This is a genomic window from Spiribacter pallidus, from assembly GCF_040838495.1.
GTDB lineage: Bacteria > Pseudomonadota > Gammaproteobacteria > Nitrococcales > Nitrococcaceae > Spiribacter > Spiribacter pallidus.
Genome location: NZ_JBAKFM010000001.1, coordinates 91,656 through 108,369, shown reverse-complemented (window position 1 = coordinate 108,369; position 16,714 = coordinate 91,656). Strand labels below are relative to the sequence as shown.

General features: G+C 64.5%; 18 protein-coding genes. 7 read left to right on the top strand and 11 right to left on the bottom strand.

Going from position 1 to position 16,714, the window contains the following annotated elements:
• Window positions 1–59 precede the first annotated feature (59 nt).
• The 3 genes from ppsR to V6X73_RS00530 all read left to right on the top strand — a co-directional run bounded on the left by ppsR (window position 60) and on the right by V6X73_RS00530 (window position 1,932).
• Window positions 60–881: a posphoenolpyruvate synthetase regulatory kinase/phosphorylase PpsR gene (gene ppsR, locus V6X73_RS00540; RefSeq protein ID WP_367958273.1), complete on the top strand. Its 822-nt coding sequence runs from the start codon at window positions 60–62 to the stop codon at window positions 879–881.
• Between the two features lie 63 nt (window positions 882–944).
• A complete protein-coding gene (locus V6X73_RS00535; RefSeq protein ID WP_367958274.1) occupies window positions 945–1,466 on the top strand; it encodes a DUF1249 domain-containing protein in 522 nt (173 codons plus the stop codon).
• 7 nt (window positions 1,467–1,473) lie between these two features.
• Window positions 1,474–1,932, top strand: coding sequence for an Rrf2 family transcriptional regulator (locus V6X73_RS00530; protein ID WP_367958275.1), 459 nt, complete (start codon window positions 1,474–1,476; stop codon window positions 1,930–1,932).
• Here the strand turns inward: V6X73_RS00530 and V6X73_RS00525 are convergent.
• From V6X73_RS00525 to V6X73_RS00505, 5 genes are all read right to left on the bottom strand, one after another.
• Window positions 1,901–2,581 carry a response regulator gene (locus V6X73_RS00525; RefSeq protein WP_367958276.1) on the bottom strand — a complete coding sequence of 227 codons (681 nt, stop codon included), beginning with the start codon at window positions 2,579–2,581 and terminating at the stop codon, window positions 1,901–1,903. The two genes, V6X73_RS00530 and V6X73_RS00525, sit on opposite strands and share 32 nt — an antisense overlap.
• 111 nt (window positions 2,582–2,692) lie before the next feature.
• Entirely contained in the window at window positions 2,693–3,493 is an 801-nt protein-coding gene (locus V6X73_RS00520; RefSeq protein ID WP_456154518.1) for an amino acid ABC transporter ATP-binding protein, read from the bottom strand.
• An 18-nt stretch (window positions 3,494–3,511) separates the two neighbouring features.
• Complete coding sequence (locus V6X73_RS00515; RefSeq protein ID WP_367958277.1) at window positions 3,512–4,612, bottom strand: amino acid ABC transporter permease; 1,101 nt, start codon at window positions 4,610–4,612, stop codon at window positions 3,512–3,514.
• A gap of 3 nt (window positions 4,613–4,615) precedes the next feature.
• On the bottom strand, window positions 4,616–5,803 hold the full coding sequence (locus tag V6X73_RS00510) for an amino acid ABC transporter permease (RefSeq protein ID WP_367958278.1): 1,188 nt from the start codon (window positions 5,801–5,803) through the stop codon (window positions 4,616–4,618).
• Between the two features lie 90 nt (window positions 5,804–5,893).
• Entirely contained in the window at window positions 5,894–6,913 is a 1,020-nt protein-coding gene (locus V6X73_RS00505; protein ID WP_367958279.1) for an amino acid ABC transporter substrate-binding protein, read from the bottom strand.
• A 292-nt stretch (window positions 6,914–7,205) separates the two neighbouring features.
• Here V6X73_RS00505 and V6X73_RS00500 point away from each other — a divergent pair, with 292 nt between their 5' ends.
• The 4 genes from V6X73_RS00500 to V6X73_RS00485 all read left to right on the top strand — a co-directional run bounded on the left by V6X73_RS00500 (window position 7,206) and on the right by V6X73_RS00485 (window position 11,944).
• Window positions 7,206–8,351, top strand: coding sequence for an iron-containing alcohol dehydrogenase (locus V6X73_RS00500; RefSeq protein WP_367958280.1), 1,146 nt, complete (start codon window positions 7,206–7,208; stop codon window positions 8,349–8,351).
• Between the two features lie 85 nt (window positions 8,352–8,436).
• Window positions 8,437–9,000: a biotin transporter BioY gene (locus V6X73_RS00495; protein ID WP_367958281.1), complete on the top strand. Its 564-nt coding sequence runs from the start codon at window positions 8,437–8,439 to the stop codon at window positions 8,998–9,000.
• Window positions 9,001–9,062: 62 nt separating this feature from the next.
• Complete coding sequence (locus V6X73_RS00490) at window positions 9,063–10,016, top strand: MBL fold metallo-hydrolase (RefSeq protein WP_367958282.1); 954 nt, start codon at window positions 9,063–9,065, stop codon at window positions 10,014–10,016.
• A gap of 32 nt (window positions 10,017–10,048) precedes the next feature.
• Window positions 10,049–11,944 carry a propionyl-CoA synthetase gene (locus tag V6X73_RS00485; protein WP_367958283.1) on the top strand — a complete coding sequence of 632 codons (1,896 nt, stop codon included), beginning with the start codon at window positions 10,049–10,051 and terminating at the stop codon, window positions 11,942–11,944.
• A 3-nt stretch (window positions 11,945–11,947) separates the two neighbouring features.
• On the opposite strand, the gene V6X73_RS00480 is transcribed toward V6X73_RS00485, so the two are convergent.
• The 6 genes from V6X73_RS00480 to V6X73_RS00455 are packed head-to-tail and all read right to left on the bottom strand — an operon-like array spanning window position 11,948 to window position 16,700.
• Window positions 11,948–12,733 carry a hypothetical protein gene (locus tag V6X73_RS00480; RefSeq protein WP_367958284.1) on the bottom strand — a complete coding sequence of 262 codons (786 nt, stop codon included), beginning with the start codon at window positions 12,731–12,733 and terminating at the stop codon, window positions 11,948–11,950.
• On the bottom strand, window positions 12,720–13,817 hold the full coding sequence (locus tag V6X73_RS00475; protein WP_367958285.1) for a flavin monoamine oxidase family protein: 1,098 nt from the start codon (window positions 13,815–13,817) through the stop codon (window positions 12,720–12,722). The genes V6X73_RS00480 and V6X73_RS00475 overlap by 14 nt, the downstream gene beginning before the upstream one ends.
• Window positions 13,818–13,848: 31 nt before the next feature.
• The gene (locus V6X73_RS00470) at window positions 13,849–14,145 is read right to left on the bottom strand and encodes a DsrE family protein (RefSeq protein WP_367958286.1); all 297 of its coding nucleotides are present in this window, start codon (window positions 14,143–14,145) and stop codon (window positions 13,849–13,851) included.
• Complete coding sequence (locus V6X73_RS00465) at window positions 14,111–14,932, bottom strand: ABC transporter ATP-binding protein (RefSeq protein ID WP_367958287.1); 822 nt, start codon at window positions 14,930–14,932, stop codon at window positions 14,111–14,113. Before V6X73_RS00465 ends, V6X73_RS00470 begins: the two co-directional genes overlap by 35 nt.
• On the bottom strand, window positions 14,929–15,684 hold the full coding sequence (locus V6X73_RS00460) for an ABC transporter permease (protein ID WP_367958288.1): 756 nt from the start codon (window positions 15,682–15,684) through the stop codon (window positions 14,929–14,931). The genes V6X73_RS00465 and V6X73_RS00460 overlap by 4 nt, the downstream gene beginning before the upstream one ends.
• Entirely contained in the window at window positions 15,681–16,700 is a 1,020-nt protein-coding gene (locus tag V6X73_RS00455) for an ABC transporter substrate-binding protein (RefSeq protein ID WP_367958289.1), read from the bottom strand. Before V6X73_RS00455 ends, V6X73_RS00460 begins: the two co-directional genes overlap by 4 nt.
• Window positions 16,701–16,714: the final 14 nt, after the last annotated feature.

Genomic DNA, 16,714 nt, shown 5'->3' with positions numbered 1-16,714 from the left:
CGTAGCGGCGGGAGCGGTACACTGGCGCACCGTTCCCGTTGAATAAGGTTGATCCTGCCATGGCCAATGCCCGCAGTGTGTTCTTCGTCTCCGACCGTACCGGCATCACCTCCGAGACCCTTGGCCACAGCCTGCTTACGCAGTTTCCGCTCGACTGTACGCCGGTCAGTATGCCGTTCACCGACAGCCCCCAGGCGGTGGACGCGGCCATTGAGCGCATCGAAGCCGCCGGGGCCGCCAATGGCAGCCGACCGATCGTTTTCAGCACCATCATCGACGCCGGCCTGCGCAATCGGCTGCGGCGGGTGAACGCGGTGGTGTTTGATTTCTTCGACACCTTCATCGGGCCGCTGGAAAGCGAGCTGGGCATGGAGTCGAGCCACACCGTCGGTCAGAGCCATGGCATGGCGGACCCGGGGGCATACAACCTGCGCATTGATGCCATGAATTACGCCCTGTCCGCTGATGATGGCGCCATCGTCCGTCACTACGAACAGGCGGATGTCATCCTGGTGGGGGTCTCGCGCTGCGGGAAAACTCCCACGTGTATTTATATGGCGCTGCACTACGGGTTGTTTGCGGCCAATTATCCGCTGACCGACGACGACCTTCTGAGTGGTCGACTCCCCGAGGTGCTTCGCCCGCACCGAAACCGGCTCTACGCGCTGACCATACGGCCCGAGCGCCTCGCACAGATCCGTGCCGAGCGCCGGCCCAACACGCGCTATGCCTCGCTGCGCCAATGTCAGTACGAAACCGCCCGTGCCGAAGGACTGTTTCATCAAGAGAAACTGCCTTTCTCGGACACCACGACCATGTCCATTGAAGAAATCGCCGCCACGATGATCCAGTCCCGCCAATTGCCGCGCAGACTGTATTAAAAACCCCCGCCGAATGCCAGCGGCTGCCCAAACCGCTCGGTCGGCTGTGCTAGCATCTGCGGCATGCTTGCAAATCCCGCCAACCGGCTCACGGACACTCTGGGCGAGGGTGATTTCGCCGCGCTCATGGAGCTCTACGAGGCCAACTACATTTATCTGCGCCGTCTTGTACCGCAGCTGGATGGTCAACGTGACGCCCAGCTTTCGCAGGTCGAGCGGGGCCCGGATCTGCACCTGGCGGTCACCGAGCGTTGCCCGTATACGACAACGCTCATGCTCACCCACACCTTCTCCGGTACCGCCGGCGCCGAGGCACTGCCGGATTTGATGGTGCGTATCTACCACGACGCCCGGGTGGCCGAGGTGGTGGCCGAATCCTGGCCGGACCGGCGGCGACCGGGCCCGGCGGAGGACACCGCTGAGGTCGCGAGTGGCCAGAGTCAGCTCCACTGGCGCTGGTCGATGAATCGGTTTCTCAACCGCTGGCTGCGCTATTGCCTCCACGAGGGCCATGGTTTCGACAGCGAGGGGGGCGTCGCTGGCGGCGTGGTCGATCGACCGGATGCCCGCCGTTGGGCGGTGTGAGGCGACGATGCGTCTGTCCAGTCGCGGCCGCTACGCCCTGACCAGTGTGATGGATCTTGTCATGCACCAGCAGCAGGGAGCCGTCACGCTAAGCGATATCTCGACCCGTCAAGGGGTGTCACTTTCGTATCTCGAGCAGCTTTTCGCGCAGCTGCGAAAAACCGGCCTCGTGCAGGGCGTACGCGGTCCGGGCGGGGGTTACCGCCTGACCACCTCAGCCGATTCAATCAGTGTCGCTGCGGTGGTGCTGGCCGTCGAGCGGGGCGCGGAGGCGGTGGCCGAAGCGGATACGCATGGCAGCGAAACAGAACGCTGTCTCACCCACGAGCTCTGGTCCGAGCTCTCCGGACAGATTCAGGCCTTTCTGGACGGGATCACCCTCGCGGATCTGGCCTGTCATCCCAATCTGGTCGCTGCGGTCGACTCAGCCGGTGCTAGCCGTCCAGATTCACGAGCCCCATCCTGACCGCGGCGAGGGTCGCCTCGGCCCGTGTCGAGACATCCAGTTTGAGATAGATCGACTTGATATGGCCGGCGACGGTGGAGGGCTTGATATCCAGGGTTTCGGCGACCTGGTGACGGTCATAGCCTTTGCAAAGCAGCGCCAGAACGTCCGTTTCGCGACGGGTCAGGTTGTTGGCCGTGCGGTTGAACACGCCATTGTCACTCGTCGCCGGCTGCATTCGCGTCTGCGCATCACCCTCGAGCCGACGCAGTATCTGTCGCATGACCTCCGGTGAGAGCGCCGGCTCCCCGCGTCCAATGCGCTCGAACAACGATCGGATCCCCTTGTCGCCGTGGTCTTTGAGGATATAACCATCCAGACCGTGTCGCAGCGCGGCCAGCAGATGAGGCTCGTCATCATGGCGGGTGATGATCACCCGGGGCGCAGTCGGGTGATGGGTCCGTACATGGGCGAGTAATTCCAGGCCTGATCCGTCTGGCAGGTAAAGATCAGTGATCAGCATCCCCGGCATCATGCGCCGGATCATTCCATAGGCGACTTTCAGACAATCGGCAACGTCGACGTCAAGCTGCGGGTAGAGTCCGACTAGAATCCGACCGAGCCGTCGTTGTTCGCTTGGATCGGGGTCGACGATCAACGCCCGTTTCATGATTCCCCCTTTGGGCCAACGCTCCCTGATGGCCGGTTGGTCGCATTATTACGACCAGGGGATGAGGTATAGCAGGTAAAGCGGTGGGTACGAAGCCCCCCATATAGGGGGCTAGTGGTCGAGAATCTGTTTGAGAAAGGCCTGGGTTCTGGGCTGGGTCGGATTGCTGAAAAAGGTCGACGGTGGCGCTTCTTCGACGATTTCACCCCCATCCATGAAGATCACCCGGTCGGCAACCGTCTTGGCAAATCCCATCTCGTGGGTGACACAAAGCATGGTCATGCCACTGCCCGCGAGTTCGATCATGACGTCGAGCACCTCTTTGATCATCTCTGGATCAAGGGCAGAAGTCGGTTCGTCGAACAGCATGATCTTGGGCTGCATGCAAAGCGCCCGTGCGATGGCAACACGCTGCTGCTGACCGCCCGAGAGCTGCCCCGGATATTTATCCGCCTGTTCGGGGATGCGCACTCGCTCGAGGTAATGCATGGCCGTGTCGATGGCCTCTTTGCGGGGCGTTTTCCGAACCCAGATCGGTGCAAGCAGACAGTTCTCGAGCACGCTCAGATGCGGGAACAGGTTGAAGTGCTGGAAGACCATTCCGACCTCGCGCCGGATGGCCTCGATGTTTTTCAGATCCTCGTTCAATTCGACGCCATCCACCTCGATCTGGCCGCGCTGGTGTGCCTCGAGGTGATTGATGCAGCGGATGAAGGTCGACTTGCCTGACCCCGATGGCCCACAGATGACGATCCGCTCACCTCTTTTGACCGACAGGTTGAGGGACTTGAGCACATGGAACTCGCCGAACCACTTGTTCAGGTCGTTGACCTGGATGATCTCCTGGCTGCTGGCCTGGGATTCAACCGGTTGGTCGGGAGCAACAACGGCCGGATCGTTGGTCTGTGACATGATGCGTCTCTCTCCTGTTCAGCTGCGATGGCCGGTGTCGAGGTTTTTCTCCAGCCGATGGCTGTAGCGCGACATGCCAAAGCAGAACACCCAGAAGCAGAACGCCACGAACAGGTAGCCTTCTGCCATGACATTATCCCAGGCCGGGTCGCTGAGCGTGGATTTGACCGCCCCGAGCAGATCGAACAGCCCGATGATGAGCACCAGCGTGGTGTCCTTGAAAAGCGAAATAATGGTATTGGCAATCCCGGGGATCACGATCTTCAGCGCCTGGGGCAGGATGATCAGCCGCATGCGGCGCCAGTAGCCGAGTCCCAGGGCTTCGGCGGCCTCGTACTGCCCCTTGGGAATGGCCTGCAGCCCACCGCGGACCACTTCGGCCATGTAGGCCGACTGAAAAAGCGTAATCCCCACCAGCGCCCGTAACAGTTTGTCGAAGGTCACCCCCTCGGGGAGGAAGAGCGGCAGCATGACCGAGGCCATGAACAAAATGGTGATCAATGGCACGGCCCGCCAGAACTCGATGAACACCACGCAGATCCCGCGGATGATGGGCATCTCGGATCGGCGCCCCAGCGCCAGCAGCGTGCCAATGGGCAGGGCGGCGATGATGCCGACATAGGCAAGAATCAGGGTGAGCATCAGCCCGCCCCAGCGCGAGGTATCGACGGATTCAAGCCCGAAGTGACCGCCGGCGATGAGGAAATAGGCCGCCACCGGCAGCCCCGTCAGCCCGAAGATGGCGAGCCACTTGCGTATGGCCGCGGCAATGGGCAGAAACTGTGGGACGACCGCCAGGGCAAATAGCGCGAAAACCAGATTCGGTCGCCACCACAGCTCGTCTGGGTAGAAGCCGTAGATGAAAAACCCGAGCCGCTGCTGGACAAAGACCCAGCAGGCGGCACCGGGTGCGCAGGCCTCGGGGCCATCGCCGTTGAAAACGGCACTGATGAACGCCCAGTCTATGAGCGGGATGAGTGTGCTGAGCAGCCAATAACCGACGACGATCGTCAGCACGCTGTTGTACCAGGTCGAAAAGAGATTCTCGCGCAGCCACTTGAGTGCACCGCGTTCTGCCACCGGAGGCGGAAGGTCGGGTTGTGGCTGATGCATGGCCATGGGTTAGCGCTCCTTGAGCGCAACGGCGCGGTTGTAGAGGTTCATGAGCAGCGAAATAAACAGGCTGATGGACAGGTAAACGGCCATGGTCATTGCCACGATCTCCACCGCCTGCCCGGTCTGATTGAGGGTCGTGCCCATGAATACATTGACCAGGTCGGGATAGCCAATGGCAACGGCCAACGAGGAGTTCTTGGTCAGGTTCAGGTACTGGCTGGTCAGCGGCGGGATGATCACCCGCATCGCCTGGGGAATAATGATCAGACGCAGCACCCGCCGCGGTGGCAGGCCAAGGGCCAGGGCCGCTTCGGTCTGTCCTTTGCTGACCGATTCGATCCCCGAGCGGACGATCTCGGCAATGAATGAAGCGGTGTAGAGCGTCAGGGCGAGCAGCAAAGCGCCCAGCTCGGGGATGGCGGTAATCCCCCCACGAAAGTTGAAGCCTCCGAGCGCTGGAATATCCCAGCTCACCGGGCCGCCCTGAATCAGATAGCCGAACAACGGCAGCCCGAGAATCAGCACCGTGCCAATGGGCAGGACCGGGAATATCTCTCCGGTGGCCGCCTGTCGCCGGCGCGCCCACCGCGCCATGAAGAAGGTGACGACCAGACCGGCAGCCAGTCCGGCGCCGATCAACCAGGCGCCGGGCTCGAAAATCGGCTTGGGCAGAACAATGCCCCGGTTGCTGAGAAAGGCGACATCGCCGACGTTGACCGCCTGACGGGGGCCCGGCAATGTCCCCAGGACCGCAAAATACCAGAAAAAGATTTGTAGCAATAACGGGATGTTACGAAAGATTTCGATGTAGGCCAGTGCGACCTTGCGGACCAGCCAGTTGCTCGACAGTCGGGCCACACCCATGACAAAGCCCACAACGGTGGCCAGCAAAATCCCCAGCCCTGAGACGAGGACCGTGTTGGCGAGGCCCACCAGAAACGTCCGGCCGTAGGTCATGGTCTCGTCGTATTCGATAAGACTCATGATGATGCCAAAGCCAGCGGTGCTGTTGAGAAAACCAAAGCCGGTGCTGATGCCCCGGCTTTCCATGTTGCTGATGGTGTTCTGGAAAAGCGTCCACCCAACCCAGGCCACGGTCAGGGCCGCGATGATCTGGAAAACCACCGCACGAACGCGGGGGTCGTTCCACGGTTTGGGTCGGCCGGGCCGAAGCGGTGTTCCGTCGCTTTCCATGGGTCGGGGCAGATCCCGTGTTGGTCGCTGTGGATAGGGCGGGGCACGGTCGGCCGTGCCCCGCCGGCTCAGTCATCGTCCAGTCGTGGTTTACCGGAACGGCGGTGCGTAGAGGATGCCGCCCTCGGTCCACAGCTCGTTGACGCCTCGGCTCAGCCCAATCGGTGTATTGGGGCCGACGTTGCGCTCGAACATCTCGCCGTAGTTACCGATCTGGGTGAGGACATCGACCATGAAGTCATCATCAAGGCCGAGGATCTCGCCCATATTGCCCTCGGTGCCCAGGATGCGGGCCACGTTCGGGTTGTCGGACTCGAGCATCTCGTCAACGTTGGCCGAGCTGATGCCATACTCTTCGGCGTTGATCTGCCCGAACAGCACCCATTTGACCACGTTGAACCACTCGTCATCACCCTGGCGGACCACCGGACCCAGCGGCTCCTTGGAGATCACCTCCGGCAGGATGACGGCCCCGTCAGGGTCGCTGAGCTGGGTGCGGAGTGCCGCCAGCTGAGAGGTATCCGACGTCAGCACGTCACAGCGGTTATTGTCGAACGCCTGGGCACTGGCCTCCGAGGAATCCACCACGACGGCTTCGAACTCCATGTCGTTGGCCCGGAAGTAGTCCGCCAGGTTGAGCTCGGTGGTCGTGCCGGCCTGCACACAGACCGCGGCACCGTCGAGCTGCTCGGCGCTGTCCACGCCCAGTCCCTCATCAATGAGAAAGCCCTGGCCGTCGTAGTAGTTGGTGCCGGTGAAGTTCAGCCCCAGCGACGCGTCACGGGTGGTGGTCCACGTCGTGTTGCGCGAGAGCATGTCAATCTCGCCCGATTGCAGCGCCGTGAAACGCTCGGCGGCGGTCAGCGGCACGAACTCCACGGCCTCGGCGTCACCCAGCACGGCGGCGGCAACGGCACGGCAGGTATCGACATCGATGCCCGTCCAGTTACCGTCGCTGTCCGGCTGCGAGAACCCGGGTAGCCCCGTGCTCACGCCACAGCGCAGCTGCCCGGCGTCACGCACATCGTCCAGCGTGGCCGCCTGTGCCTGGCCGCCCAGGGCAACCAGCCCGGCTGTGGCCAGCCCAACAGTCATGATTGTCTTTTTCATCGGTTCTTACCCTCTGTTGCATCGAGGTTGATAGAAAGCCCTTCGGCGAACAGTGACAAAGCAATCGTCGTGCCAAAGCGATTCCTCTCCTCCACTCAGCGGCTTGGATCACTGCTCGCATCGCTGTTATGTCACGAACGCACCATGATGGACAACCCGTTTGCAGCGATGCATCGGAGTGGTGCGACGCGCCATGAACCGTTGCCTTGCTCGCTTGATGCACGGGTCGAGATCGATCTGGTCGCGGCTTTCAGGGATGATGCCGGCGAAGACACGGGATGAGGGCGCTTTCTTGGGTATCAAGCCATTTGCGTTGCACCTGCCAGAGCAGATCCGTTTTGGGCGCGGCATTGCCGGCGAGGCCGCCGATGCCATTGCCGCTGCGGCCACCGGCGTGCTGGTCATTCATGGGGCGCATTCAGCCCGGGCCGGCTGGCTTGTCGAGGGGCTGAAGGAAAGGGGCGTTGCGGTCGCGACCTTCGCTTGTCCCCGAGAGCCGGATGTCCCGCTGGTGGAAGCAGCCGTCGCCACCGGCCGCCAGGCGCAGGCGCAGGCCATTACCGGCCTGGGTGGGGGCGCTGTCATCGACCTGGCCAAGGCGGTGGCGGGCCTTGTCCCGGCGAAGGGCAGCGTGATGGATTATCTGGAGGTGGTCGGCGGGGGGCGGGCACTGGATGCGCCGCCGATGCCGTTCTTTGCCTTGCCGACCACCGCCGGGACCGGTGCCGAGGTCACGGCGAATGCCGTCATCGACGTCCCCGACGCCCAACGCAAGGTCTCGTTGAGGGACCCACGGCTATTACCGCGCGGCGCGTTTGTGGATCCAGCCCTGACGGATCACTGTCCGCGTTCTGTCACCCTGGCGAGCGGCCTGGATGCGATCACTCAGGTCATTGAGCCGTTTTTGAGCGGCCGCGCCAACGCCTTCACCGATACGGTCTGCCGCGACGCCGTCCCCCGTGGGCTCGCGGCACTGCCGCGGCTGATGGGTGCCGAAGATTCGGCGGCGCGGGATGAAATGGCCTGGGTGAGTCTTTGCGGCGGACTTGCGCTTGCCAACGCCAAACTCGGGGCCGTTCATGGGCTGGCGGGTCCGCTGGGCGGCGTCTGCACCGCGCCGCACGGCGCGATTGCCGGCGCGCTGCTGCCGCCGGTACTCAAGGCCAACGAAGCCCGGGTGGACGGCGAAGTGGCCAGGCGACTGCAAGCCGTCAAGCACTGGATTGCCGCCGCCCTCGGAGGCGTTGAGACGGATGCATTGGATACCCTCGCGGACTGGGCACGCGGCCAGGGTCTGCCGGGGTTGGCCGCCGCGGGAGTCGATCGGGACGCCTTGCCAGCCATTGCCCGGGCCGCGGCCGGGTCCTCATCCATGCAGGGCAATCCTGTTGTCCTTCCGGCCGACGACCTTGTCGCGGCCATGGAAGCGGCCTGGTGAACCAGCCGGGGGGTGTTGGCGCAACCCCCTGACGACGGGGCATTGCTCTGCTACCTTTAAGCCAACGAATATCTGGGAGCATTTGATGACGAGCCGTTCTACGACCCTTGTTGGTGGCTGGGTTGGGCGCCGGGCCCACAGGGCGATCCTCTGCGCACTGGTCGGCAGTGTCCTGCTGGCGTTGTCCGCGCGGGTAGAGATCCCGTTCTGGCCGGTGCCCTTCACCATGCAGACGTTTGTCGTGCTGGCGCTGGGACTGGTTTATGGACCGATGCTGGGCGCGGCCACGGTGCTCGCTTATCTGGGTCAGGGCCTGATGGGGCTGCCGGTGTTTGCGGCCGGGGGTGGCCCGGCCTACCTGGCGGGGCCAACCGGCGGGTATTTGATCGGCATGGTGCCTGCCGCCTGGATTGCCGGACAGCTCGCCCTCCGCGGCTGGCTGCGGCATCCGCTGACGGGGGTTCTCGCCGCCGGCATCGCCAACACCGCGGTCTACGCGGTTGGGGTGTGCTGGCTGGCGGTCTGGATGGGCGGTGTTGAACAGGCGATCACCGCCGGGCTGTTGCCTTTTCTGCCGGGCGCGGTGATGAAGATTACGGGTGCCGGCTTGATCGGCTGGGCGATGACGCGCGTCGGTCGAAAAACCTAGACCAGCAGCGCCCACCGGTGCCCGCGGCGGCCAGCGGCCGCGTAACAAGGAGGAGAGCGGCAATGGGTCAAGCCATCGCCGGACACGAGCTGGTCGAGCTGGCCGATGGGCTTTATCGGTTGGATACCCGGTACTATCGCCCCGGCCATACGTCGGCCTACATCCTGGGCTCGGACGGCGCCCATGCCGTCATCGACAGCGGGGTTGGCGCCAATGTCCCGGCACTCCTGACAGCGCTGTCGCATCTGGGCGCCACCGACGACACCGTCCACTGGATCCTGCCGACCCATGTTCACCTGGATCACGCCGGCGGGGTCGGCGGCTTATTTGCATCGTTGCCAAAGGCCCGGGTGGGTGTCCATCCCTCGGGTGTGGAGCATCTGGTGGATCCCACGCGGCTCGAAGCCGGCGTCCGCATGCTCTATGGCGATGCGTTTTTTGACCAGGAATACGCGCCGCTGACGCCGGTGCCGGCGGACCGGGTGAGCGGCCTGGACGACGAGGCGCGGGTGACGCTGGGCACGCGAGCGCTTCGCGTTTTGCATACCCCGGGACATGCCTGGCACCACCTCAGTATCTATGACGAGGCGACCGATACCCTGCTTGCCGGGGATGCGTTCGGCGCTGGCTATCCGGGTTTCGGCGGGCCCGGTGCGCCGTTCATGGTCCCGGTGGTGCCGCCGCCACAGTTCAAGCCTGAGGCCTACCGCGCCACGTTGGCGCGCATCCTGGCGCTGTCGCCCGCCCAGGTCGCCCCGGCGCATTTCCCCTTGATCACGGATGTACGCGGTACGGCAGAACGCCTTGGGCAGATGCTGGAGGCCGGGCTTGAGCAGACGGCTGAGGCGGCGTCCGTCGCGGATCTCGAGGCGCGGCTCCTGGAGTGCTGGGCGCGATGGCTTCCAACCGATGCGTCGGTGTGGGCCTATCGACAGGCCTATGGACTGGATATCTGGTTGACCGCCGAGGGCATGTGGCTGTGGCGGTGCAAACAGGAGAAAAAAGCCGCGGGGTAACCACGCGGCAGCCAATCGGAGGAGAGTAGGCCATGACGCATGGAGAGGAGTATTCTGCCCTTTATCGGCGCTCCATCACCGACCCCGAGGGCTTCTGGGCGGAGCAGGCCGCCCGGGTCGACTGGGACCAGGCCTGGCAGCGGGTGCTGGATGACTCGGACGCACCCTTTTATCGCTGGTTCACCGGGGGCCGACTTAACACCTGCTACAACGCCATCGACCGACATGTCGAAAGCGGCCGGGGTGAGCAGGACGCCATCATCTGGGACAGTCCGGTCACCGGGCAGAGCTGCCGGTACAGTTATCGCGGGCTGCAGGATCAGGTGGCCCGCCTGGCCGGGGTCATTCGTGACCTTGGCGTCGAGAAGGGCGACCGGGTGGTGATCTACATGCCCATGGTGCCGGAGACGGCCATGGCTATGCTCGCCTGTGCCCGCATCGGGGCCATCCATTCCGTGGTTTTCGGGGGATTTGCCGCGCCCGAGCTCGCCAAACGCATTGACGACGCCGACCCCAAGCTGCTGATCAGTGCTTCCTGTGGCGTCGAGCCCAGCGGGGTCGTGGACTACAAGCAGTTGCTCGACAGCGCCCTGGAAGCGGCGGGAGAAAAAATCGCCAAATGCCTGATCCTGCAGCGAGAAACAAAGCCATGTGCGTTGACTCCCGGGCGTGATGTCGATTGGCATGAAGCCATGGCAGCGGCTGACCCGGTGCCACCGGTGCCGGTCGAGGCCGATCACCCGCTTTATATCCTCTACACCTCCGGGACCACCGGTAAGCCCAAGGGGATTGTGCGCGATCACGGCGGGCATGCGGTCGCGCTTGCCTGGACACTGCCGAATGTCTACGGCGTCCAGCCGGGGGAGGTCATGTTCACCGCCTCGGACGTGGGCTGGGTTGTCGGTCACTCTTACATCGTCTACGGGCCATTGCTCAACGGATCGACCACGGTCATTTTCGAGGGCAAACCGGTGGGCACACCGGATGCCTCGGCATTCTGGCGGATTGTCGAGACCTATCAGGCCCGAGCGCTTTTCACGGCGCCGACGGCGCTGAGGGCGATTAAGAAGGACGACCCCGATGGCCAGGCGATCGCCGCGCGGGATCTCGGCTCGTTGCGGGCGTTTTTCCTCGCCGGTGAGCGCTCCGATCCGGACAGTGTCCGTTGGGCCGAGCGTCACCTGCAAAAGCCGGTGCTCGACCACTGGTGGCAGACCGAAACCGGCTGGGCCATCGCTGGTTATCCCTTCGGATATGAGTCCATCCCAGTAGAAATCGGCGCCGCCGGTCGGCCCATGCCCGGCTATGACGTGCGCGCGCTGGACGAAGCGGGCGAGGACATGCCGGTCGGCGAGCTGGGTAATATTGTCATCCGTCTGCCCCTGCCGCCGGGGACCTTGCAGACCCTCTGGGGCAATCGCGAGCGCCACCGCGAGAGCTATCTTGCCCGCTATCCCGGCTTTTACCTCACCGGGGATTCCGGGTTGGTGGATGAGGCGGGCTATGTCCATATCATGAGCCGCATTGACGATGTCATTAATGTCGCCGGTCATCGGCTATCCACCGGTCAGATGGAGGAGGTGCTCATCGACCATCCGGACGTGGTGGAGGCGGCGGTGTTTGGTGTCGCCGACGCGACCAAGGGACAGGTGCCAGTGGGTCTGGTGGTCCCGGGCGCCGGCTTCGATGGTGATGAAGCGGCGCTGACGGCCGCGTTGGTGCAGCGTATCCGCGATCAAATCGGGCCGGTGGCGGCATTCCGCCACTGTCGGATCGTACGCCGTCTGCCCAAGACCCGGTCGGGCAAGACGCTGCGTGGGACGATGCGCAGCATTGCCAATGGCGAGGATTACACGGTGCCGGCGACGATCGATGATCCGACCATCCTCGATGAGATCGCCGCGGACATCGGTCGGCTTCGCTCGTAGCGCCTAGCCGACGCCCAGGATCCAGCCCTCCAGCTGCGCGCGTTGCCGGGTCGTGGTATCCAGGCTCGGTTGCAGCAGGGCGCCGAGCTCGCCGTTGCCATCGGCGGCGGCGAGTCCGGCCGCCACCACATAAGCATCATGCTGATCTGGGGTCCGGGAACCGCGGGGATAGTTGGCGCTCCACAGGCTGGGGTAGATCTCGGCGACGGCGGAGCATCCGGGCGGGATCTGCCAGCCGTCGAAAGGCCAGATGTGGAGGTTCAGGCCGGGGGTGTGGCGCAGCCGGGCCAGCCATGGCAGACCGGCATGGGTGGACTTGGCCACCGAGCCGGGGACATCAAAGTGGAATACCGATTTGGCGCCGACGCGTTCCTCGGCGGCCCGCCGCCAGCGCGCATTGCCCGGCCGACGCGCGCCATGGCCGATCCGACCCCGGCGCACCGCCTCGACGCTGACCCCGGCCTGATCGGTGGGGTAGTCGGCGGGTAAGTCGGCGAGAAACGCCTCCCAGTCCGGGGCGACATCGTGGGCCTGAAACCAGGCCCGGGGAAAGCCAAAGCCATGATCAATACCCACCAGGGTCGGCTCGGGGGTCTGCAGCGTCTGCGCCAGCCAGGCGGCCAGGGATCGCCTTGACCAGTGCCGGCGCGGGTCATCGAACGGCCGGATCTCCTGCGGCGCGCCATCAATACCGGCGCAATAGACCCGCAGTCCGGTCAGGCCTTTCTCCGGGGTGGCAGCGCCGGAGTAGTCGATGCCGATGGTGCGGGAGAAGTTACGACGCCTCATGGTGGATCCGTGCACGCGGGTCGAGTTTTAGAACGGCTCGGGCCGTCGCCTCGCCGGCGGCAAGCGCCCCTTCGATAAGCCCCGGGCTCTGTGTGGCGGTCTCGGCTGCACAAAACCAGAGCCTGTCATCGAGATGCCCCTGCCGAAGCACATCAGGGGCGACGCGGGGATGCTCCATGGGCCCGGTCAGATCCGCTCGGGCGCAGATCCAGGGGTCCGTCGCCCAGTCACGGAGGGTCACTGAAAGGGGATGCGCCGCCGATTGGCCAAAGCAGCGTTGTAGTTGTGCAACAATCGCCCTTCGCAGTGCTTCCGGTTCGCGCGCCTCGTAAGGGGTGGCGACAAAGCCGAAAAGGGCCGGCGCTCCGCCGCTGGTGGTGTGGTCATGGACCTCGAATAAGGGACCGGTGCGACTGGCGATGCGGCCGGACAACCCCCGGCCTCGCCAGAAGGGCTCGCGATAGCGGATGACCGCCTTGGCCTGGGCCGCCATCCAGGTCGGGGTGGTCCGCAGAGCCTGGTCCAGCGTCGGATCCAGATGGTCGGGTAATGCGATCCGCTCGTGGATGACGCGAAGCGGCGCGGCCATCACCACCCGCTGAGCACAGATGGCAGGCGCGTGATTGACGTGAACCGCCAGCCTGCCATCCGATCGGGCCGTGACCTGCGTGACGGGCTGATCCGTCTGGATCGCCGTGTCGGGAAGTGGCTTGGCCATGGCCTGGATGAACTGGGCCTGCCCGCCCACCAGCCGGGCGATGCCATATTGACCGGGGAGTGGCTGCTGCATCGGTTGTGGCGCAAAGCCATCAAGAATGGCGTCGCCGCGCTCATATTGATCGAACACCGGCAGCGACAGTCGATCCAGCCAGTGCTGGACCACGGGCTGGAAAGGCGGCCAGACCCAGTTTGGCCCCAGGTCACCCAGATAACTGCCATCTTCGCCCTGAAGGCTTTCGATACGACCGCCGATTCTCGGGCTCGCCTCCAGCACCAGGGGGTCCAGGCCCGCCTCATGAAAAACCCGCGCGGCGGTCAGGCCCGCGAGCCCGGCGCCGACAATGGCAATGGATGCTTCTTTCATCACCCCAGTGTGGCGGCTACAACGCCCACTGTCAGCTGCGGATGTACTGCCAGCCTTTGGCCTGACGACGGGCGATCTCGACCACCGCCGAATCGGTCTCGGCCAACTGGCGCTGGTTGGTGATGCCCGCGTTGGCGAGTGTCCGCCGGCACACCAGCAAGGCGGCGTCGGTATCCGGGTCCGGATTGGCCAGCGCCGCGCTGACCGCCCCGGCATTGGCAATGATGACCAGTTCGGCCTCCGGGTCGGCAACGCGGAAATTGAGCAGATTGCGTCGGGCGCGATCCAACGCCTCAGGCGTGGGCGCGTGGAAAACCACTCGCAGCATCACGGGGATCCTCGTCGGTATGGTCGGTGCTGTGCGGCGTTGTGCGGATCATGCCCTCCACCGCCCGCACGATGGATCGAAAGCCGCTGGCATTCCGCCGGTCTTCGCTTGGCAGGTCGACGGCGATATCGCCGCGAATCCGTGCCGGACCCCCTGAATCGGCGCCCAGTACCAGCACCCGGTCACTGAGCAGGACCGCCTCTTCGATGTCATGGGTGACAAAGACGATGGCCGCCGGGGTGTGCTGGCGCAACTGGATGAGGTTTTGCTGCAGCCGTCGGCGGGTGATCGCATCGAGGGCCGAGAAGGGCTCATCCATGAAAAGCACCCGGGGCTCCACGGCGAGGGCCCGTGCCAGGCCAACCCGCTGCTGCTGCCCGCCGGAGAGTTGGTGGGGAAAGCGATCGCCACAGGCCAGCAGATCCACCTGTTGCAAATAGCGCTCGGCGCACAGCCGGCGCTCACCGGCGCTCAGGCCAAGGCCCTCCAGGCCCAGTTCGACGTTGGCGCGCACCCGCCGCCACGGAAAAAGCCGCGGTGCCTGAAACACCATCGACCAGGCCCGGGCGCCGGGATCGGTCTGGGGCGCGAGGGTGACCGATCCGGCGAGCGGAGGGAGCAGACCCGCCAGACCCCGGAGCAGGGTGGATTTACCCGCGCCGGAAGCGCCCACCACGCTAATGAGCTTTTGCCGCTGCAGCGCGAAGCTCACATCAGTCAGCACCGGTGTGCGATCAAAACCCACGCTGAGGGCGTTGGCGGTCAGTACTGCGGAGGCCGTGTTCATGATGGCTGCCACCGAAGCAGATAGCGCTGTACCATCATAAAGATCGCATCGATGGCGGCGTACAGCCCGGCGATGGTGAGCATGTAGACCACGACGATGTCGGTCGCAAGCAGGCTGGAGGCCTCCATCATGCGTTGCCCGATGCCCGTGATGCCAAAGAGCTCGGCTGCGACAACCGTCATCCAGCCCTGCCCCAGCCCGGCGCGCAGTCCGCCAAGGATGCCCGGCGCGGCGGCCGGCAGGGTGACCTTCAACAGCTGCCGGTCGACCCGGCTCTGGCCGAACGCAGCGGCGACCTCATTGAAGCCCGGGTCGATGGCCTCGACAGCGCTATAGCTCGCGAAGTAGTTAATCCAGAAAACGCCGATGCTGATAATGAACGCAGCGGCGGTGGGGGTGATGCCAAACCAGATAATGGCAAAGGGGATCCATGCCAATGGCGGGATGGGCCGGAGCAGTCGCGCAAGCCAGGCATGGAGCGCGTTGAACGAGGGCAACAAGGCGGCGGCGACCCCCACGACAATGCCCAGGCTCGATCCCAGGGCCAGTCCGATCGCGTAGTGGCGGAAGCTCGACAGCACCATGGTCTGCCAGATGCCATCGCGGATTTCCGCCGCCAGTACGCCGGGGATACTCGACGGGAGTGGTACCAGGGTACCAGGTAGAAACCCCGAGCGCAGGGTGGCCTCCCAGAGCAGAAGGAACCCGATCAGCCCGGCGGCGCTGGCGAAGAGACTGCGTCGGCGGCTCATTCTGCTGCGTCCACCTGGTCGTAGAGGCGGGTTTCGAAAAGCGCGTCCAGATCAACGGCCTGGGTCAGGCTCCCTTGTCCGATCTGGAAATCGTGCATGCGCTGGGTCCCCTCGCGGATGCCGTGCGGGTCGGCCGCGTAGTTGGAGGCCGGCGATTGCAAGGCGGCCTCGACCGTTTCGAGTGGAATCAGCCGCTTGCCCACAAATTCCCGGACATGGGGTGCCGCCGCGACGGGCTCGTTCTCGAGCATGGTCGTGGCGCGCACATGCAGCTCGACCAGTCGTTGCAGCGCATCTGGGTGATCGGCCAGCACCTGCTCCCGCGCCGCCAGAACCGCGCCGGGTTGCCCGGGCAGCATTTCCGGGGCACGAGCGACCACGCGGGCGCCGGGCAGCCGGTCACGGACCGTGGTGAGGATGGGCTCGAGGATGGACGCACCGTCGACGGCCCGGGCAAGGAGGGCCTGCTGGACCCGATCAGCCCCCATCGAGACGATCTCCACCGCGTCGGTGCCGATGCCAAGTTGCTCAATGAGCCAGTGCCGCAACACCGTATCCGGGACCGATCCCTGGGGGAAGGTGGCGATGCGTGGTCGTTCGCCGGTCTCGCGGGTGAATGCGGCGATCGCTTCGGCGGCATCGCCATCCGCCCGGTCAAAGGCGGTGGCCAGTTCGCCCCGGGCCACCAACCCGATCTGCTCGCGAATGCTCGATGCCAGTACCGTGACGGGCATGCCGCGGGAACGCGCGACCATCGCCGGGCCGATGCCAAAATACATGACATCCAGTTCACCCGAGGCCATCGCCTGGACCATCGCCGGGCCGCTGCTAAACCGCGTCAGCTCAAGGGCCAGGTCCGCCCCATCGGCCCAGCCGGCGTTTTCGAGCACAAAAAGCTGCGCCACCGGCAGGATCGGCATATAGCCAACCTCAAGGCGCGTGGGCTCGCTCTGGGCGTTGGCAATGCCCATGACGAGCAACAAAAAGGGCACAAGCAGCCAGCGTCGGCGGTCCATACGATTTATCCTGG

Coding starts and splice junctions, on each gene's coding strand:
- ppsR (WP_367958273.1), top strand. CDS start 60: ATGGCCAATGCCCGCAGTGTGTTCTTCGTCTCCGACCGTACCGGCATC.
- V6X73_RS00535 (WP_367958274.1), top strand. CDS start 945: ATGCTTGCAAATCCCGCCAACCGGCTCACGGACACTCTGGGCGAGGGT.
- V6X73_RS00530 (WP_367958275.1), top strand. CDS start 1,474: ATGCGTCTGTCCAGTCGCGGCCGCTACGCCCTGACCAGTGTGATGGAT.
- V6X73_RS00525 (WP_367958276.1), bottom strand. CDS start 2,581: ATGAAACGGGCGTTGATCGTCGACCCCGATCCAAGCGAACAACGACGG.
- V6X73_RS00520 (WP_456154518.1), bottom strand. CDS start 3,493: ATGTCACAGACCAACGATCCGGCCGTTGTTGCTCCCGACCAACCGGTT.
- V6X73_RS00515 (WP_367958277.1), bottom strand. CDS start 4,612: ATGGCCATGCATCAGCCACAACCCGACCTTCCGCCTCCGGTGGCAGAA.
- V6X73_RS00510 (WP_367958278.1), bottom strand. CDS start 5,803: ATGGAAAGCGACGGAACACCGCTTCGGCCCGGCCGACCCAAACCGTGG.
- V6X73_RS00505 (WP_367958279.1), bottom strand. CDS start 6,913: ATGAAAAAGACAATCATGACTGTTGGGCTGGCCACAGCCGGGCTGGTT.
- V6X73_RS00495 (WP_367958281.1), top strand. CDS start 8,437: ATGACGAGCCGTTCTACGACCCTTGTTGGTGGCTGGGTTGGGCGCCGG.
- V6X73_RS00490 (WP_367958282.1), top strand. CDS start 9,063: ATGGGTCAAGCCATCGCCGGACACGAGCTGGTCGAGCTGGCCGATGGG.
- V6X73_RS00485 (WP_367958283.1), top strand. CDS start 10,049: ATGACGCATGGAGAGGAGTATTCTGCCCTTTATCGGCGCTCCATCACC.
- V6X73_RS00480 (WP_367958284.1), bottom strand. CDS start 12,733: ATGAGGCGTCGTAACTTCTCCCGCACCATCGGCATCGACTACTCCGGC.
- V6X73_RS00475 (WP_367958285.1), bottom strand. CDS start 13,817: ATGAAAGAAGCATCCATTGCCATTGTCGGCGCCGGGCTCGCGGGCCTG.
- V6X73_RS00470 (WP_367958286.1), bottom strand. CDS start 14,145: ATGCTGCGAGTGGTTTTCCACGCGCCCACGCCTGAGGCGTTGGATCGC.
- V6X73_RS00465 (WP_367958287.1), bottom strand. CDS start 14,932: ATGAACACGGCCTCCGCAGTACTGACCGCCAACGCCCTCAGCGTGGGT.
- V6X73_RS00460 (WP_367958288.1), bottom strand. CDS start 15,684: ATGAGCCGCCGACGCAGTCTCTTCGCCAGCGCCGCCGGGCTGATCGGG.
- V6X73_RS00455 (WP_367958289.1), bottom strand. CDS start 16,700: ATGGACCGCCGACGCTGGCTGCTTGTGCCCTTTTTGTTGCTCGTCATG.